Source organism: Burkholderia sp. FL-7-2-10-S1-D7 (assembly GCF_001524185.1).
Classification (GTDB): Bacteria; Pseudomonadota; Gammaproteobacteria; order Burkholderiales; family Burkholderiaceae; genus Burkholderia; species Burkholderia diffusa.
This window is the reverse complement of the sequence record NZ_LOWY01000074.1, coordinates 143,745-161,274: the sequence shown is the minus strand read 5'-3', so window position 1 is coordinate 161,274 and position 17,530 is coordinate 143,745. Positions and strand designations below refer to the sequence as shown.

The 17,530-nt window shown below is 66.1% G+C and carries 21 protein-coding genes; 9 read left to right on the top strand and 12 right to left on the bottom strand.

The genetic code is table 11. The annotated features are described in order from the left end of the window. Positions 1-27: 27 nt before the first annotated feature. Together WS75_RS23045 and cydX are read right to left on the bottom strand one after the other, a co-directional pair. Positions 28-645, bottom strand: coding sequence for an AAA family ATPase (locus tag WS75_RS23045; RefSeq protein WP_059683478.1), 618 nt, complete (start codon positions 643-645; stop codon positions 28-30). Beyond that, entirely contained in the window at positions 642-788 is a 147-nt protein-coding gene (gene cydX / locus WS75_RS32705; RefSeq protein WP_082729050.1) for a cytochrome bd-I oxidase subunit CydX, read from the bottom strand. The genes WS75_RS23045 and cydX overlap by 4 nt, the downstream gene beginning before the upstream one ends. Positions 789-967: 179 nt before the next feature. Here cydX and corA point away from each other — a divergent pair, with 179 nt between their 5' ends. Next, complete coding sequence (gene corA, locus WS75_RS23040) at positions 968-1,945, top strand: magnesium/cobalt transporter CorA (RefSeq protein ID WP_059683476.1); 978 nt, start codon at positions 968-970, stop codon at positions 1,943-1,945. A gap of 12 nt (positions 1,946-1,957) precedes the next feature. On the opposite strand, the gene WS75_RS23035 is transcribed toward corA, so the two are convergent. Beyond that, positions 1,958-2,245, bottom strand: coding sequence for a YciI-like protein (locus WS75_RS23035; RefSeq protein WP_059606847.1), 288 nt, complete (start codon positions 2,243-2,245; stop codon positions 1,958-1,960). A 453-nt stretch (positions 2,246-2,698) separates the two neighbouring features. On the opposite strand from WS75_RS23035, the gene WS75_RS23030 reads away from it, so the two are divergent. Further along, complete coding sequence (locus WS75_RS23030) at positions 2,699-3,187, top strand: aminoacyl-tRNA deacylase (protein ID WP_059683473.1); 489 nt, start codon at positions 2,699-2,701, stop codon at positions 3,185-3,187. 352 nt (positions 3,188-3,539) lie between these two features. Here WS75_RS23030 and WS75_RS23025 read toward each other — a convergent pair whose 3' ends face one another. After that, on the bottom strand, positions 3,540-4,451 hold the full coding sequence (locus tag WS75_RS23025) for a HEAT repeat domain-containing protein (RefSeq protein ID WP_082729706.1): 912 nt from the start codon (positions 4,449-4,451) through the stop codon (positions 3,540-3,542). Positions 4,452-4,993: 542 nt separating this feature from the next. On the opposite strand from WS75_RS23025, the gene WS75_RS23020 reads away from it, so the two are divergent. Next, positions 4,994-5,707, top strand: a complete 714-nt coding sequence (locus WS75_RS23020; RefSeq protein WP_059683468.1) for an SDR family NAD(P)-dependent oxidoreductase — start codon at positions 4,994-4,996, stop codon at positions 5,705-5,707. Between the two features lie 114 nt (positions 5,708-5,821). On the opposite strand, the gene WS75_RS23015 is transcribed toward WS75_RS23020, so the two are convergent. Further along, positions 5,822-6,754 (bottom strand): LysR family transcriptional regulator, encoded by a 933-nt coding sequence (locus WS75_RS23015; RefSeq protein WP_059683465.1) that lies wholly within the window; start codon positions 6,752-6,754, stop codon positions 5,822-5,824. Between the two features lie 354 nt (positions 6,755-7,108). On the opposite strand from WS75_RS23015, the gene WS75_RS23010 reads away from it, so the two are divergent. The 5 genes from WS75_RS23010 to WS75_RS22990 all read left to right on the top strand — a co-directional run bounded on the left by WS75_RS23010 (position 7,109) and on the right by WS75_RS22990 (position 9,956). Next, the gene (locus WS75_RS23010) at positions 7,109-7,573 is read left to right on the top strand and encodes a RidA family protein (RefSeq protein ID WP_059683463.1); all 465 of its coding nucleotides are present in this window, start codon (positions 7,109-7,111) and stop codon (positions 7,571-7,573) included. A gap of 274 nt (positions 7,574-7,847) precedes the next feature. Beyond that, positions 7,848-8,267 (top strand): organic hydroperoxide resistance protein, encoded by a 420-nt coding sequence (locus WS75_RS23005; RefSeq protein WP_059683461.1) that lies wholly within the window; start codon positions 7,848-7,850, stop codon positions 8,265-8,267. A gap of 66 nt (positions 8,268-8,333) precedes the next feature. Further along, positions 8,334-8,660 carry a DUF4148 domain-containing protein gene (locus WS75_RS23000; RefSeq protein ID WP_059683735.1) on the top strand — a complete coding sequence of 109 codons (327 nt, stop codon included), beginning with the start codon at positions 8,334-8,336 and terminating at the stop codon, positions 8,658-8,660. Between the two features lie 72 nt (positions 8,661-8,732). After that, entirely contained in the window at positions 8,733-9,062 is a 330-nt protein-coding gene (locus WS75_RS22995) for a DUF4148 domain-containing protein (protein WP_059683458.1), read from the top strand. 150 nt (positions 9,063-9,212) lie between these two features. Beyond that, a complete protein-coding gene (locus tag WS75_RS22990; RefSeq protein ID WP_059683456.1) occupies positions 9,213-9,956 on the top strand; it encodes a GNAT family N-acetyltransferase in 744 nt (247 codons plus the stop codon). Between the two features lie 111 nt (positions 9,957-10,067). Here WS75_RS22990 and WS75_RS22985 read toward each other — a convergent pair whose 3' ends face one another. The 7 genes from WS75_RS22985 to WS75_RS22960 all read right to left on the bottom strand — a co-directional run bounded on the left by WS75_RS22985 (position 10,068) and on the right by WS75_RS22960 (position 16,206). Next, entirely contained in the window at positions 10,068-10,523 is a 456-nt protein-coding gene (locus WS75_RS22985) for a MarR family winged helix-turn-helix transcriptional regulator (RefSeq protein ID WP_059683454.1), read from the bottom strand. Between the two features lie 126 nt (positions 10,524-10,649). Beyond that, positions 10,650-10,793: a hypothetical protein gene (locus tag WS75_RS34235; RefSeq protein WP_179948940.1), complete on the bottom strand. Its 144-nt coding sequence runs from the start codon at positions 10,791-10,793 to the stop codon at positions 10,650-10,652. Beyond that, complete coding sequence (locus WS75_RS22980) at positions 10,790-11,161, bottom strand: GFA family protein (RefSeq protein ID WP_059606833.1); 372 nt, start codon at positions 11,159-11,161, stop codon at positions 10,790-10,792. Before WS75_RS22980 ends, WS75_RS34235 begins: the two co-directional genes overlap by 4 nt. Positions 11,162-11,329: 168 nt before the next feature. Further along, complete coding sequence (locus WS75_RS22975) at positions 11,330-12,430, bottom strand: NAD(P)H-dependent flavin oxidoreductase (protein WP_059683452.1); 1,101 nt, start codon at positions 12,428-12,430, stop codon at positions 11,330-11,332. A gap of 272 nt (positions 12,431-12,702) precedes the next feature. Continuing rightward, positions 12,703-13,962 (bottom strand): MFS transporter, encoded by a 1,260-nt coding sequence (locus WS75_RS22970; protein WP_059683450.1) that lies wholly within the window; start codon positions 13,960-13,962, stop codon positions 12,703-12,705. Then, positions 13,959-15,161: a YbfB/YjiJ family MFS transporter gene (locus WS75_RS22965; protein WP_059683448.1), complete on the bottom strand. Its 1,203-nt coding sequence runs from the start codon at positions 15,159-15,161 to the stop codon at positions 13,959-13,961. The genes WS75_RS22970 and WS75_RS22965 overlap by 4 nt, the downstream gene beginning before the upstream one ends. Positions 15,162-15,279: 118 nt before the next feature. Beyond that, positions 15,280-16,206 (bottom strand): LysR family transcriptional regulator, encoded by a 927-nt coding sequence (locus WS75_RS22960; RefSeq protein ID WP_059683446.1) that lies wholly within the window; start codon positions 16,204-16,206, stop codon positions 15,280-15,282. A gap of 294 nt (positions 16,207-16,500) precedes the next feature. Here WS75_RS22960 and WS75_RS22955 point away from each other — a divergent pair, with 294 nt between their 5' ends. Beyond that, positions 16,501-17,526: a hypothetical protein gene (locus tag WS75_RS22955; RefSeq protein ID WP_257129435.1), complete on the top strand. Its 1,026-nt coding sequence runs from the start codon at positions 16,501-16,503 to the stop codon at positions 17,524-17,526. Positions 17,527-17,530: the final 4 nt, after the last annotated feature.

Here is a 17,530-nt window from a genome sequence, read left to right as displayed (position 1 = left end):
AGGGAAGAGCAGGGCGATGCCTGCCGCTCAGGCGGGCAGCGGCGGGACGATCGATGCCTGCGGCGCCGGTGGTGCGATGCGGTACAGCAAAGTATCGATGTCCGCGTCGGACGGCGCGGTGTTGTCGAACATCACGATGCCGTCGCATTCGTGGCCGGTCGGCACGAAGCGGCGCTGCCGGTATTCGTCCCAGTGCGCGAGCTTGTATGCGTCGTTCGGATTGCCGCGCGCGACGATCCGCTGGCGCGCGACGTCTTCCGCGGTATGGACCCACACGACCGTCAGCGCGACGTCCGGCCCGATGCCAAGCCACGTGCGGTCGAGGATGCGCCGATCACGCACTTCGCGCGACAGCGGGCCGACCACCAGCACGCCGATGCCGAGCGCGAGGTTCTCGCGGGCTGTGTCGAGCAGACCCTGGTATTCGGGATCGCGCAGGTGCTTCAGGTAGAGCGGGCTGTCGCGATCGTTCGGATCGGAGGTGAGGGCGCCCATCGCGGCCGAACTGTAGCGGCCGTAGAGCGTGTCCTTGTCGAGCAGGCAGAAGGCTTCGCCGGTCGCACGCATCAGCGGCCCGATCAGCCGCTTCGCGAGCGTGGTCTTGCCGGTGCCGGCATGACCGCAGAAGAACACCAGGTGCGTCACGAATATCGGCTCCCCGGATCCGCGCGCGATGCGTCGGTGCGCTTGTCGCCGCGCGAGAACACTTCCGCCTCCAGCCACATCGCGTTGATGATGCCGAAGCCGAGCGCCACGCCGATGCCGAGTATCCACGAGAAATACCACATGGGTCTGTCTCCTTGACGGTTGGGCCGCACGGCCGTGCCGTGCGTCTGTCGAAGCGATGCCGTGCGCATGCCGCGTCGCACGTAGTCCGATCATGACCAATATCGGCGTGTCGCGCAAGCCGGGCCGCCCGCGCGTCAAACCGGTAAACTGATGCGAAAACTGCAACAAGACGGACAACATGCTGATCAATTGTGCTGCATACCAGGACGGCCGCAAGCTGGCCGAAATCGATATCGACGCCATCAGCGACTACGTGTCCAAGCCCGAATGTTTCGTGTGGGTCGCGCTGAAGGATCCGACGCCGGACGAGATTGACCTGATGGGCGAGGAATTCGGGTTGCACGAGCTCGCGCTCGAGGATGCCCGCAAGGGGCATCAGCGACCGAAGATCGAGGAGTACGGCGATTCGCTGTTCGCGGTGCTGCATATGGTAGAGCTCGACGACGACGGCGAATTCAAGGTCGGCGAGCTGAACGTGTTCGTCGGCCCGAACTATGTGCTGTCGATCCGCAACCAAACCGAGCAGGACTTCCGCGACGTGCGCAAGCGCTGCGAGCGCGAGCCGCATCTGCTGCAGGAAGGGTCGGCGTTCGTGTTCTATGCGCTGATGGACCAGGTCGTCGACCGCTATTTCCCGATCCTCGAGACGCTCGGCAACGAGCTCGAGGAACTCGAGGACCGCATCTTCACGAAGGCCTCGCCCGCGTCGTCGCGCGTCATCATCGAGGATCTCTATTCGCTGAAACGCCGGCTCGTAACGCTGCACCAGCACACGGCGCCGCTGATCGAGCCGCTCGCGAAGCTCACCGGCGGACGCATTCCGCAGGTCTGTAGCGGGATGGAGCATTACTTCCGCGACGTGTACGACCACCTGCAGCGGATCGTGAAGACGATCGAAGGGCGGCGCGAGATGGTCGTGACCGCGATCCAGGTCAATCTCGGGATGATTTCGCTCGCGGAGAACGAAGTAACCAAGCGGCTCGGTTCGTTCGCCGCGCTGTTCGCGATACCGACGATGATCGCCGGCATCTACGGGATGAACTTCGCGAACATGCCGGAATTGCACCTCAAGTACGGCTTCTACGGCTGCATCGCGGTGATGGTCGCCGCCGATCTCGCGTTGTGGTGGCGCTTCAAGCGGGCGGGGTGGCTGTAGCCGGGCGCGCCGCTAGCGCGGGGCGTGCTTGCCGACCACGACGCGCCACGGACGCACGTACCAGGATTTGACGAGGCCGTGCTGCACGTACGGATCGGCGCGGGCGAACGATTCGGCGGCTTCCGGCGAGTCGCCTTCGAAGACGAGCACGGCCCGGTCGGCTGGATCCTGCAATGCGCCGGCGAGCATGAGTTCGCCGCGCTCGGTTGCCGCCTGCGCGAGTGCGAGGTGCTCGGCGCGGTACTGTTCGCGCCGGGACAGGTAATCGTCGACGAGTTCGTAGATCAACTGGTAATGCATGGTCGCTCCCGGAATCGGTTGCCGCTGGATGGCGGGCGGTTGGCTCAGTATAGAGCGCGGTTCGGGCTTTGTCGGCGCGTGGCCGGCCGATTTCGGGCGACCACGAAGATGATTTTCAGGTCTCGACGCTTTTCCTTAAAATGCAACTAACGGTCTAGCCTGAATCCGCCGTCGCATGGATCCGCGTTATCGCGTTTGACCGGTTATCGCCGGTTTTGTCTTCAGGAAAGGCGGGGCCGGCCGGCATGTTCCATGCACATTCCGGGCCCGAATTTCGCATGCCGGTTAGGGCGGCCAGCGCGGCCGCATCGACTGGAAAAGGGGCCGAAGTCAGGTATCGGGGCTGTCCGTGCGGGTGTTGTGCGAGGGCGTTTCCATTGGCCGCAATGCGACCTATGCTGAACGAATCCGGAGCGAACTTCGTTCGCCCGATTCGTCGAGACGAGGTGTGCCATGCCTGTATCAGCCACCCTGCAGGATTGCCTGCGCCAGAAGTCATCGCGGTACGAAGTCGTGTACCACCCGTATAGTCATACCAGCATGGAGACAGCCGCCGCCGCGCATATCCCCGGCGATCGCCTCGCGAAAACCGTGCTGCTCGAGGACGACGAAGGCTACGTCGCCGCCGTGCTGCCGACGTCGCATGCAGTCCGGCTGTCGGATCTCTGGGTCAAGACCGGTCGTCATCTCGTGCTCGCCCGGGAAATCGAACTGCGCGAACTGTTCAAGGATTGCGACCTCGGCGCGTTGCCGCCGGTGTGCATGGCCTATGGGATGAAGACGTACCTCGAGGAACATCTCGCGCAGCAGCCGGAAGTGTATTTCGAAGCCGGCGACCACGAAGCGCTGATCCACATGATGCAGGACGAATTCCTGTCGCTGATGGAGACGGCCGAGCGCGCGCATTTCTCGCACAAGATGCAGGGGATGTGGTTGTCCTGATCGGCCTGTTTGGGGCGATTTGCGGGGGTTGGAGACGGCGTCTGGCGGACGGCCGTCAGGGGCATTGCGTTTCGCCGGTTTTGCCGCGGCTGCGTTCACGCTGGAAATCGGTGCCGCGAGCGAACGGTGAGGCGGGATTCTGGTGGCGTCCTATCGGGATCTCAGTGGAGTTGTCGGGCAAGTTTCGTATTTTACATAATCATAATTATCGACAATTCATATTGTAGCGGCTAAGTTGTAATGTCCGCTTTTGGCTACATGGAAATGTCGCTTCTGCGGCCGGTCTGCCGACCAGCCACCGGATTCCCAGCTTCCCGGGTTCAGCCGCAGGCTGCGCGCGATGCGGCGGTGTTCACCGCGTAATCATGACGTCTCGCGCATTCCGGACGACGTATTCGCGACCGTCTTCCTCGGCCAGCTTCACGTATTGCGCCAGCTTGCCGGATTTGATGTCCTTGAGCACCCACAACGCGGCAATCCGCTGATATTCATGTCCGGTGTGCCATGCACGTTCCGCGAGCGTTTCGGCATAAGCGGACTTCAGTGCGCCCAACGCAAGCAAGGCACGCCGGCGCACGTATTCGTCCTCGTCGTTCACCAGGCGCAACAGCAGTGCTTCGGCCTCTGCGGCATGCGAACTCTGCCCGCCGAGTCGCGCGGCCAACTGCCATTTGGCGTTCGGCTCCGACGCGTCGATCGAGGCGCGCGCAAGTGCCAGCAACGCGTCCGGTTGCGTCCAGAGCATGCTCGAAATGTGTTCCAGCGCGTGGTCGCGGGCAATCGCGTAAAGCAGATCGGCGCACGCGGTTACGGTCCAGGCGTCCGGCGCAAGCGAGTCGACGACGGCAAGCGACGCGTCCCACAGGGCTTCCCAATGGCCGTACTCGCATTCCCAGTCGGTACTTCGCTGGTGGACCGGGTATAGCGCCGCCCATTCCCTGAATTTTTCGACCTGTTCGTGCAGTGTGTTCAACGCGTGCATGGAAATTGTATCGATTGCGGCTTGCTTCACCGTGCGATTCACGCGGCGTGAAGCTGCGCCATCAGGCGCGGAGCGTCGCCCTCGCAGCACGAAACCGGATGCTTCGAGCCGCCCGCTCGCCATGTTCGCCGCGCCGCATCCGGCATGCCGCGCCGGCTGTTGGGCGGTGCTCGCGCGATCCTGCGCTTGGTGCAGGTGCGGCGCCGGCCGAAGCAAGTGTCCGGGACAAGCGGATCGGTGGCGTTCGCTGCCGGGCAATCGTCGGGCGATATCGGGCCGCATCTACGGCTGTGGGCACGATTGTGCCAGTTTTGGTCGTGTTCGGAGTGCCGGTTAGCGCACCGAGCATCCACGTGCGACGGCATGCCCTGCCCTGATTCGCTTTGGGAGCCGTTCGACGAAGCGTGTGACCGTCAGACCAGGCGCGTTTTCGCATCCGGGAGTTTTCGTGAAAAACAAAGCTATTGTGATAAGAAAAGTTATCCGGATAGCTTCAATAAAAATCAGAAGTGCCCGACGCGTGACGAACGATCCCGGATACGGGATTCACATCATTTCGCCGCGTAAACCTCCGAATTCGCAACGATCGACGCGTGTCGCCCCGTGGGAATGACGGCGCACGTGGGGCGCGTCGACTCATCTCCGCCGGCATCCTCGCCGCTGCGTCCGTCCCCGCTCTTCCCCGCATTTGTTCCCGCGACGCAAGACTGTTGGTCCATGGTGGGTATTCGAACTCCGGCCAGGCGCGCCTAGAGTTGCGTCCATCGGATTCATCAATCCGGTCGGCGCTGAAGCCGAAAACCAGTCACCTCTCGAGGCAAATCATGAGCATTTCCAAAGTCATCATCGTCACCGGCGCATCGCAAGGCATCGGCGCCGAAACGGTCAACGCATTCCGCGCCCAGGGCCATCGCGTGGTCGCGACGTCCCGTTCGATCGGGCCGTCGGACGATCCCGATCTCGTCACCGTCGCGGGTGACATCGGCGACCCGGCTGTCGCGCGACGCGTGGTCGACGCCACCATCGAGCGCTTCGGCCGGGTCGACACGCTCGTCAACAACGCGGGCATCTTCATTGCGAAGCCGTTCACGCAATACACGGCGGACGACTACGCAGCCGTCACCCGCGTGAACCTGGACGGCTTCTTCCACGTCACGCAGCGCGCGATTGCGGCGATGCAGCGAAACGGAATCGGCGGCGGTCATGTGGTCAGCATCACGACGAGCCTCGTCGATCACGCGAACAGCAACGTGCCGTCGGTGCTCGCATCGCTGACGAAAGGCGGGCTCAACGCGGCGACGAAGTCGCTCGCAATCGAATATGCGAAGGCCGGCATCCGCGTGAACGCCGTGTCGCCCGGCATCATCAAGTCGCCGATGCACGCGCCCGACACGCACGCGACGCTCGCATCGCTGCATCCGGTCGGCCGGATGGGCGAAATGAGCGACATCGTCGGCGCGATCCTGTATCTCGATTCCGCGCCGTTCGTCACCGGCGAGATCCTGCACGTGGACGGCGGCCAGAGCGCCGGGCACTGAGCGGCGACGTCGTGAACCTGCGCCGGCGCGGATGGCGCGCCGGGCGCTCCGATGCCGCCGCAGGCGAGGCTTGCGCGCCCCGCTCTGCCCGGTTGCCGCCTTGGCCGGCCGCGGCTACCGAGTCCGCCTGCCGGGTGCCTGTTCGAGATGTTCGACGAGAAAGTCGACGAAGACGCGCACGCGCGACGACAGATAACGGGCATGCGGATACAGCAGCATGAACGGCCGCGATCGCCCGCCCTGGGCGGACAGCACCTCGGTGAGCGTGCCGTCCCGCAGATCCCGTTCGACGATGAAGCGATAGGTCTGGAACAGGCCCGCACCGCTGCGCGCGAGGGTGACGCCGGCGAGGACGTCGCCCGACGTGCCATAGCCACCCGTCGTCGCGACGTCGATTTCCGCTGCTCCGTCGTTGAACAGCCATGGAATCGGCCTCCCGCTGCTCGGGAGCTCGAACTGGATGCATTCGTGCGCGTGCAGATCGTCGACCGTGCGCGGTACGCCGGCGCGCTTCAGATAGCCGGGCGTCGCGACGACGACGAGTTCGGCGTCCTCGAGCTTGCGTGCGACCAGGCTCGAGTCCGCTGGCGCGCGGCCGCGGATCGCAAGGTCGAAACCCTCCTCGGCGAAGTCGATGTTGCGGTTGCTGAGATGCGTTTCGACGCGTACGTCCGGGTATCGCTCGCGAAACGCGGGCAGCAGCGGCAGCACGCGATAGTGTCCGTATGGCGTCGGCATGCTGATGCGCAGCACGCCGGCCGGCGTTGTCTGCTGCCCCGTCGCTTCGCGCTCCGCGTCGACGAGCTGCGATAGCGCATCACGACATTGCTCGAAATAGCGCCGCCCGGAATCGGTGAGGCGGATCTGGCGCGTCGTCCGTATGAACAGGCGTACACCGAGACGCTCCTCGAGCCGCGCGACGGACCGGCTCACCGCGGCCGGCGTGACGCTCGCGGCCGTTGCGGCGAGCGTGAAGCTGCCGAGTTCGGCTGCCAGACAGAACAGCTCGATGCTGCCGAGCAGGAGGTCATCGAATTTTCTCTGCATGGGGCGGCTCCTGCTTCCTCGTGCTCCCTCGACCGGTTGCAAGACGGCGAATTCGGCTTGCGCCTGCAACGAGGCGCCACGCTTGCGGCCCGCCAGCGCTGGGTGTTTCGTGGCGGGACGCCGAAGCACCGAGTGTGCATGAATCCCCGCTGGGAAACCAGCGTATGGCGACACCGGAGGTACGCGTTCGCGCCGCGTTGCACTGCGGGCGATTCATTACACCGTGTGTCGAGTCAATTGCGCGAACGATATTTACCGGCCCCGACCGCCTCACTAGAGTGATTGACAGAGGCCTTGGCGAGCTGCGCTTCCGCACCGCCGCCCACTCATCAACGATCCCTGAAGGAGAATGCCATGATGATCGAACAGAAGCTGGCCGAACTAGGCTTCACGCTACCCGAACCGCCGCAACCGCTCGGCAGCTACACGGCCGTCAGTGAGGCCGGCAACCTGTTGTTCATTTCCGGGCAATTGCCGCTCGTCGACGGCAAGGTGGCCTATACGGGCCGCGTCGGCGAACAACTGGATGTCGATGACGGCCGGCGCGCGGCGCAGCTCGCGGCGCTGAACGTGCTCGCGCAGATCAGAAAGCACCTCGGCGGGTTCGACCGCCTGCATCACCTCGTGCGTGTCGAGGGGCACGTCGCGTCGGCCGACGGCTTCCACGGTCAGCCCGCCGTGATCGACGGCGCCTCCGACCTGTTCGCCAAGGTGCTGGGCAACAAGGCCGGACACGCGCGCTCGGCCTTTTCCCATCGTCAGTTGCCGGCCGACGCGACGGTGGTCCTGGTCGTGATCGCCGAAATCCGCTCGGCATGACCGGGTTGCCGCAGACCCGGGGGGGCCGCGATTCCGGCGGCCATCTGCCCTGCCATCGCTGCGACTTTCGATCCGAGTCGTCTTTTCAATATAAGGGATCCATCATCGGAGGGCCTTGTCCGGCAAGGCTCGACACGATCTCGATACATTGCAATACAAAATATCGTATGCGATTTAATCGAATGCGCTTGACGTGGCAAACTGCTCCGATCAAACTGCGTCGCATGCGATGTAATCGCATCAGAGAAAACCTTCCTACCTGACGGAGTAAACGATGAGCAAGATCGAAAAAGTGCTGTACACGGGCAAGACGCATACGACCTCCGGCGGCCGCGACGGCGCGGCTCGCAGTTCCGACGGCCGCCTCGACATCCAGCTGTCGTCGCCGGGCAGCGCCGGTACCGGCACGAATCCTGAACAACTGTTCGCGGCCGGCTGGTCGGCCTGCTTCATCGGCGCAATGCAGCTCGCGGCGCGCGCGGCGAAGGTCACGCTGCCTGCCGATCTCGCGGTCGATGCCGAAGTGGACCTGGGCACGGGTGGCAACGCGTACTTCCTGCAGGCTCGCCTGAACGTGAGCGTGCCGGGGCTCGATCGTGACGTGGCGCAGCACATTGTCGACACCGCACACCAGACCTGCCCGTACTCGAAGGCGACGCGCGGCAACATCGACGTCGAGATCCGCATCGTCTGAGCAATGCCCTGGGCGGCCACGTGCTGCCTTCCTGGATGTCCTGCCATTTTCTTGTCGAGGTGAATGATGAAAACCCAACTGATCGCTGCCCTTCTCGTTGCCGTGTCCGCTGCTGCTGCCGTGCCGGCTTTTGCCAGTGACGCCGTTGTAACGCGTGCGCAAGTGCGTGCCGAACTCGTCCAGCTGCAGCAGGCCGGGTATGTTCCGGGCCGCGCGAACGATCCGCACTACCCGGACGACCTGCAGGCGGCGCTGACGCGTATCCACGCGAACGACGCCGTCGCAGCCGATACGGCGACGTCCGGTTATGGCGCCGACGCCGCAGCCGTCACGCAATCGGGCAGCCGTCCTGTCATGCGCATCGCCGAACGCTCGATCTACTTCGGCCATTGAACGAAGATGCGATCGACGCCGATTGCCGGCGCGCGGCGTTCACATTCCGATTACTCTTTTCTGTCGAGGTAAATGATGAAGACCCAACTGATTGCAGCCCTGCTCGTCGCCGTGTCGGCTTCCGTTGCCGCACCGGCCTTCGCAACTGAAAGCACCGTGACGCGTGCGCAAGTGCGGGCGGAACTGGCCGCGCTCCAGCAGGCCGGTTATCTGCCGAATCGCCCGAACGATCCCAACTATCCGGACAACCTGCAGGCAGCGCTGAAGCGGGTGCGCGATAACGATGCAACGGCGGCCGACACCCAGACAGCTGGTTACGGCAACAACGCCGACGGTGCGACGCAATCCGGTAGTCGCATGACGATTCGCACCGCAGAGCGCTCGATCTATTTCGGTCGTTGAGCGTCGCGACGCAATCGACGCCACCGTCCGCCAAATAAAGCGCATGCGATCTAATCGCATGCGCTTTTGATTGTCCGTGTGTCCTCAACCTGCCCCGAGCGATCGCGTCTATGCTTGTGCGACGAACGGCCTTCAATCAAGGAGCAGGCGATGCGGGAAGGAACGACGGAGCAGGCAGGAGGCGGATCGCATCCGCTCGACAATGCCGTATGGGATGCGCTCACCGGGGAGCAACATCGTTTCGCCCTCGGCGACAGGCTTGCGCGTCGATTTCCTCCTGCGCTCGCACCGTTTGCGGGCATGGCCGACCGCAGCCCGGCCGCGTTCGACGCGCTGCGTGGACTGATCGACGTGCATGGACCTGCGGCACTCGTCACGCCGGACGAGATCCCGACGCCGGACGGTTTTTCCGTGGTCAGGCGGGCGATGCTGCATCAGATGATCTGGCAGGGAACGCTCGACGGCGCGCCTGTTCTGGAGCATGTCCGGCTCACCGAAGCCGACGTGCCGGAGATGCTCGAATTGATCGCGGCGACGGAGCCAGGCCCGTTCGGCACGCGCACGATCGAATTCGGCGGCTACATCGGTGTACGCCGGCAAGGCCGGCTCGTAGCGATGGCCGGTCAGCGGCTGAGGGCCGGCGGTCATGCGGAGATCAGCGCCGTGTGCGTGGATGCGGCTTTCCGGGGCCAAGGCCTCGCGGCCGGACTGATCCGGTCGCTGGTCGCGACCATTCGCGCGCGGGCGGAAACGCCGTTCCTGCACGTGCTCACGTCGAATCACGGCGCGATCGAGCGCTATCGCGCACTCGGTTTCGCGACGCGTCGCGACATGCATCTGCTGGTGCTGGGGCGCGAGGAGAACGGGGCCGGCCAGCCGGAGCGCCAGTCATAAGGACCGGTCGCGGCGATGCGTCGGTCCCAACCGCGGAAAATGCACTGAAATGGCGGAGGGAGCCGGCGGCAATGGCATCGCAGGCTCGACATCGAGCCTGCGTTTGATCGTCTATTCTTCGATCGAATCGATCAGGTTGCCGCGCAGCGTGACGATGGCCTTCTGCATCTTCGCGAATTCGTCGGGTTTCAGGCCGGTGGCTTCGACCAGATCCATGTCGAGCCCCTTCTCGCGCACGCGGCGGCCGCTTTTCGTCAGGCTCACGAGTACCTGGCGCTCGTCCGACGGATCGCGGTGCCGCTCCAGATAGCCCATCGCCTCGAGCTTCTTCAGGATCGGCGTCAGCGTGTTCGATTCGAGGAACAGCTTTTCGCCGAGCTGTCCGACCGTCTGGTTGCCCTCCTCCCACAGCGCGATGATCGTGATGTATTGCGTGTACGTGAGGCCGAGCTCTTCGAGGATCGGTTTGTATGCCTTGCCGAACGCGAGATTCGTCGAGTAGATCGCAAAACACAGGAACTCGGACAGCTTCGGTGCGGCGGGCGTTTGTGCTTCGGTCGGTTTCATGAGCGTTCTCCAGCGACAGCGGTTCGTGTCGCAGACGAACGCATTATATATCGCGTGCGATCTTATCGGAAGCATGATTATCGCTTCCGATCAACACGATGCGACACCCCCGGCGCCTGCTCGGGCTCAGTCTCGTCCGCTGTCGTTCCGACCGCGTCGGTCGCCGGTCCGCTGGCGGCTGATCGACAGAAGCGAACACTGCACCGGGTGCGCGATCTCGGTCGCGAGGCCGCCCGCGGCGAACAGCAGGATCATCAGCCAGCGCTTCATGCGTCCTCCACGACGGAGAGGCTTGCGCCGTCGGCGACGGTCGCATCGAGCGCATACGGATCGACGCCGTCGAGGCAGCCGAGATTGACGCGCCAGCACGCAGGATCCTTGCGTGTCTGATGGAACGGATAGACGCCGCAGCGGCTGCAGAAATAGTGACGGGCCGTGTGCGTGTTGAAGCGGTAGAGCGTCAGCGCGCCCTCGCCTTCGACGATCTTCAGGTCGGCCGCGGCGAACATCGGGCTCATCAGCGCGCCGCGACGGCGGCAGAGGCTGCAGTTGCAGCGAGCCGCCGGCGCAAGCGCCGTCCGGACCTGGAATTTCACGGCGCCGCAGTGGCAGGATCCGTTGAACCATGTAGCAGACATGTCGTGCTCCTCAAGAAGTCATGTCCGCTTTATAACGGGCCTTCGCCGACGCCGTGTATCACGCTGTATCCACGCCGCGCGCGGATACAGAACGTTGCAATTCCGTACCCGGCCCTTCGCATTGCGGCGCATTCGCCGAACGACGGCGCACCGCGTGCGGCCGCGAAATCAGTCCAGCGCGTGCTGCAATCGTGCGATGGCCGCCCGTGTCTCGCGCTCGAGCGTCGCGAACAGTTCGGTCGCCGGCAGAGACCGGACGAGCGGCGCCGCCTGCCCGGCCCATTGCGCGCCGTAGCCGAACTCGCCGTTCGCCTTCGCGGCCGCATGCAGTGCCTTGCCGGCGTCGTATGCGATCGGATAGGCTGGCGTGGCCGGTGCGTGCGGATCGTCGCCGAGCGCGGTCAGCCGGTTCGCGATGCCGCGCGCGACCCGTCCGGAGATCGCGGTCGTCAATGTCGTGCGGCGCGCTGCGTCGCCGAGGATCGCGCGGCGAAAACCGTCGTCGATCGACGTTTCCGGGCACGCGACGAAGGCGGTGCCGAGCTGCGCGGCCTGCGCACCGAGCGCGAGCGCCGCGGCGATGCCGTCGCCGTCCATGATGCCGCCGGCGGCGATCACCGGCAACGCACATTCGCGCACCAGCAGTCGCGTCAGGGCGAACGTGCCGAGCCGGTCGTCGTGCGGCGTCGAGTCGAATACGCCACGGTGCCCGCCGGCTTCGATACCCTGCGCAACGATCGCGTCGATACCGGCCGCGGCGATCTGCCGGGCTTCGTCGGGATTCGTCGCGGACGCGAACAGCGTGATGCCCGCGCGCTTCAGCACGGCGATGGCCTCATCGGACGGCAACCCGAAATGAAAGCTGACGATCGCCGGTTTTTCTTCGACCAGCATCGCGAGCATCGCATCGTCCGCGACGAAGCTCGTGTAGATCTCCGACAACGACGCCGGCGGCGTCGCGCCCTGTTCGCGGAACGCGGGTGCGAGCCACTCGAGCCACGCGCGTTCGACGGCGGCGTCGGCGCGGGCCGGCTGGTGGCAGAACAGATTGATGTTGAACGGCCGGTCGGTGAGCGCGCGCGTGTCGCGGATCATCTTGCGCGCGCCTTCGGCGTTCGTCGCGCCGACGCCCAGCGAGCCGAGCCCGCCCGCGTTCGACACGGCGGCCGCCAGCGCGGGCGTGCTGACGCCGGCCATCGGCGCCTGGATGATCGGGGAGCGGATGCCGAGCGTGCGCAACAGCGTCCGGTTGTCGGTCGGTCGATTCATGTCGTTGCCTCCTGCAACGTCCGGGATCGGAATGCTGCGGCCAGGTGCTGGCCGAAGCGGCTGGGTCGGGTCCGGCATGCGGCATGTTCACGGCGTGTCGCGCGGAGCCGGTCACGGGAAAGCGGTGTCGAACGCGGCGGCCGATCGGGCGATGACGCGGCCGTCGCGCGACTTGAGGCGCGGGGCGCATCAGAACGGTGCGCGAAACCGCCCTCGGCAACTGCGCCCATGCTACGCCGGCCTGCCGCTCGCGCGCCAGCCCAACTTGCCTCTTAGCGCCTGCGTACCCGATACGCGAGCCCCGCGCAGGCCGTCAGCAGCGCGGCTGTCACGAAGAACACCGCATGCAGGCCGAGCGCGACGCCGATCTGCCCGCCGATCAGGGGGCCGATCACCTGCCCGCCGAACTGCGCGGATTGCAGGTAGCCGAGCATCTGGCCCGTCGCGCGCTCGTCGACGGACTGCCGGACCAGCTTGCCGATCGACGGCAGCAGCCCGGCGAGCGTCATCCCCATCAGCACGCGCAGTGCCGCGAGTTGCCACCAGTGCGAGACGAACGCCTGCGGCACCATTGCGAGCGCGGTCAGCAGCAGGCAGCCGACGATTACATTCCAGCTGCCGATCCGGTCGGCGAGCGCGCCGAGCCGCGCGGCGGTCAGCATGCTGCCCAGTGCGGAACAGGCCATCACGACGCCGGCGACGCGCGCCAGGTGACTGCCGTCGACGCCGAGCCCGCCGATATAGACCGTGATGATCGGCTCGATCGACATGTTCGCGAGCAGGACCATCATTGCCGTCACCAGGAGCGCGGCGACCGCTGCAACATCGGTGCGCCGTGCCGTGTCCGCGGTCGTTGCGCGGGCGTGTCGCGTCAGTGCGTCGGTGTCCGCGTGAAAGTCCTCTTTCACGACCAGGATCGTCAGCAGCGCGGCGACGGCGATCATCGCCCCACCCGCGAAAAATGTCCCGCGGATGCCGAGCCAGCCCGGCAGCAAGCCGCCGACGAGCGGCCCGACGAGGTTGCCCGCGAGTGCACCGGTCGACAGGATGCCGAGTGCCCAGCCCGCGCGTTCGCGCGGTGCCTGCGTGCCCACCATCACGGTCGATGCCGACGCATAGCCGCCGACGAGCCCGGCGACGAGCCTCAGTGCGACGAGTTCCTGAACGTTGTGCGCAACGCCGATCAGCGACATCACGACGGCCATTCCGAGCGCAGCGCGCACGAGCATGGGTTTGCGGCCAAAGCGATCCGCGAGGCGGCCCCACAGCGGCGCGGTGACTGCGGTGCCGAGAAACGTCGCGCCGAACGCGACGCCGGACCACTCGATCACGGCCGATTGCGCATCGACGCCGAGCTGTCGCACATACAGCGGCAGGAACGGCAGCAGCATGCTCAGGCTGACGAGCGTCGTGAACGAGCCGAACACGCACACGGCGAGATTGCGCCGCCAGTAGCGCGCGTTCCGTTCGGCATAGCTGGCGGCGGACCGGCCGGCGCGCACCGTGTCAGGTGCCTGGATGGTCGTGCTCATCGCGCCCTCGCCGATGCGGCGACGTCGACCGCGAGCGCCAGCAGCAGCGCGGCGGCCCCGACGGCGAACAGCGTTTCGTATCGACCGCCGCTCGATGCGAACAGGTACGACAGGCCGTAGGCAGCCATCGCCTGCATGATCGCGAAGCTGGTCGTCGCACTGCGCCATGCGCGTTTCGCAACCGACGGATGATGTGCGAGCAGTTCATTCACGCGGCCGAGTGCGAGCGGTACGATGCCGGGCGTGAACGCGCCGACCACCACGCTCGATACGATCAGCGCGGCGGATCCCATCCCGAGCAGCGGCAGCACGACGGCGACGGCCTCGATCGCGAATGCAATGCGCAGCGCGCGACCGAATCCCGCTCGATCGGCGAGATGCCCGCATGCGAGCGGCCCGACGATCGCACCGAGACCGTACAGCACCCAGTACTGCGCGCCCGCGTCAACGCCCTTGTCGAGCCCGCGCGCAACGTAGTCGACGAGGAAGATCATGTGCGGGACCAGCCCGACCGCGTTGAGCCCGTATTCGACGTACAGCGCGCGCAGGCTGCCGGTCGGGAGGTTGCGCGCGTGCGTGGCCGGCGACGCGAAGGCCGCAGGCGGCGCATCGTCTGCGGGCCAGCCGCGCCACGCGACGGCGGTCAGCAGCAGCGACACGATCGCGAGCCCCAGCCACGTCGCGGTGAGACTCTGCCGCAGCAGGATCGGCACGATCGTGCCCGACGCCGCAATGCCGAGACCGATTCCCGTGAAGATGCCGCCGCTCGCGAAACCGCGGCGCGCCGGCGGCACGTGCGTGAGGATCGCCGGCGCGGCGAGCACCATCAGGGCGCCGCCGGACAGGCCGGACGCAAAGCGCCAGACGAAGAACCACAGGAACGACACAGGCACCGCGCACGCGACGAATGCCAGCGTCGCGAGCAGCATCATCGCGCGCAGCACGGCGGTCGAGCCGGCGCGGCGCGCGAGCGCGCCGGCGACCAGCGCCCCGGCCAGATAGCCGCCGAGGTTGGCCGCCCCCAGATAGGCGGCCGTCGACGCGGGAAACCAGTGCGCGCCGATGATCGCGGGCAGCAGCGGCGTATACGCAAATCGTGCCAGACCGATGCCGATCAGGCTCGCACTGGCACCGGACACCGTGCCGCGCCACACGTTGAACGTGGGGGCGTGCTGCCGGTCGAGAAGCGCTTGTTGCATTGAAGGACCTCCATTCGGTGGGCGGACGCATACGCGCCCGACGGTTGAAGGAAGTCTAGATTGAACCGGGTGTCGGGATAATCCACGCGCTGCGGAAGCCATTCTTCCGCGCTTCGGTTCAATCTTCGTCGGTGATGGCGGCCAGCCGTGCGAAGTGCTCACGCAACCGTGGCGCGGCGAAATCGACGAACGTCCGCACTTTCGGCACCGACAGCCGCCCGTAAGGCGTGACGACGTGAATCGGCAGCGGCGCATGTTCGCTGTCGCGCAGCACGATTCGCAGCGCGCCGTCCCGAACCTGCTCGGCGACGTGATACGAGAAGAGACGCGTGACGCCGTGGCCGGCGAGCGCCGATGCGATCGCGCCGCGGATCGTGTTGACGATGAAGCGCGGCGTGAACTGGACCACCTGCGGCAGCGCCGACTGGCCCGACGGCGGGAAGCTCCATGAATCGAGCCCGAAGTGCGTCATCGAGATGATCCGGTGCCGTGCGAGATCGGCCGGCGCGGTGATCGGCGGATGCTTCGCCAGATAGTCGGGTGACGCGACGACGACGCGCCGCACCGCGCCCACCGGCATCGCGACGAGCGTCGAATCCGCCAGATGTGCGATGCGCAGCGCGACGTCGATTCCTTCGTCGATCAGGCTGACGGGACGGTCGAGCAGTTGCAGGCGAATCGACACGGCCGGATGGCGGTCGATGAATTCGTCGATGAGCGCGCGCAGCACGTCCTCGCCGGCGGCGACCGGTGCCGTGATCGTCAGCAGGCCGCGCGGCGCCGAGCGTTCGTCGGCGATCAGCATGTCCGCTTCCTCGAGATCCGCGAGGATGCGGCGGCACGCTGCGGCGTAGCGTTCACCGGCTTCGCTGAGACGAATCGTCCGGGTGGTCCGGTACAGCAGCGCGGTGCCCGTGTGCTCCTCGAGAAACGCGATCGCGCGGCTGACTGCCGCCGGCGAGCGGCCGAGACGGCGGCTCGCGCCTGCGAGACTGCCCTCGTCCAGCGTGGCGACGAACACCTTCATCGCATCGATTCGGTCCATGGCGTGTGAGCGGGCGCGAGTGGTCGTGTCATTGGCGGCGGGAAAGCCAGCGAGCAGTCTACCGTACGCGTCCGGCGATGCGTGGTCGGCCTCGTTGGGCCGCTTCGTGAAATACTGCGGCCACGCGTCCTCCGGAACCCCGCGATGACTGAAATGCCCGCCATGCCCTCGTTCTGCTGCCCGATCTTGCGTTTCGCACTGACGTGCGTCGTGGCGTTGCTGGTCGTCGGGCCGGCGACGGCCACCTCAGCCACGGAAGCCACGCACTTGCCGGGCGGGTCGCCCGTTCCGTCAATGCGCACGCCGCAACGCATCCTGTTCGTCGGCGACAGCCTCACGCACGGCCGTTACACGCCCGTGCGTTCGTACGGCGCGATGCGCTCCGGCAGCAAGGACGTTGGCGGCACCGCGCGGGTCGTCGACGAAAACGTCGGGCAGACCGGGGCCCGCGCCGAACGCGAGCCGGGCCCCTGGGGCGGGATTCCGGGGATTTTCGCGCGCTTCGCCGCCGAAGCCGGACTCGACTACGAGGTTCATCTGGAAGCGATGTCGGCGACGAGTCTCGCGAAACATGACCGCGTCGCATCCGACGTGATCGACCGGCCCACGTGGGATGTGGTGGTCCTGCAGGAACTGAGCGCGAAGCCTCTGCCGTTCGCGCTCACGCACAGCCGCGCTAGCGATCCCGCTGGTTTCCGTGCGAGCGTCGCGAAGCTCGCACGCGGCATTCGCGCGGCGGCGCCGCAAGCGCGTGTCTATCTGTATGAAACCTGGCCACGTGCCGATCTCGCGAAAGCGCTGGCAGGCGAGCCGGATAGCGTCGGTTTTCACGCGCGCTACCTCGATCGCCTCACCGCCCTCGTCGCCGCATATCGCGATGCGTTCGATGGCGCGCGACGGGGCGATCCGTCCATCGCTGCCGTCGTGCCGGTCGGCCGCGCGTGGCAGCGCGCGTGGACGACCGGCGTCGCCGATCCCGACCCGTATGCGCCGTCCGGCGCGCCGCTGCTGTGGTACGGCATGCGCGCGCAGAACGACCCGCCGATCTCGCGGCCAGACTATCTGCATCCAGGCGTGCTGGGCGCTTACCTGAGCGCGCTCGTGCTATTCCAACAGATCGCCGGTGTCGACGTCCGCACGTTTGGCCCGCAGGAGCAAGCGGCCGCGCAGCTCGGCATCGCGCCGGACATGGCAGCAAGGTTGCAGGCAGTGGCGTCGGATACGGTCCGCCAGCAAGGCGCCGACGCCGCCCCTGCCCCCGATGTCGATGCCGGTCTGACGTCGACAGCCGAATGCCCTGATCCGTGCGCGTCGCAATGAGCGG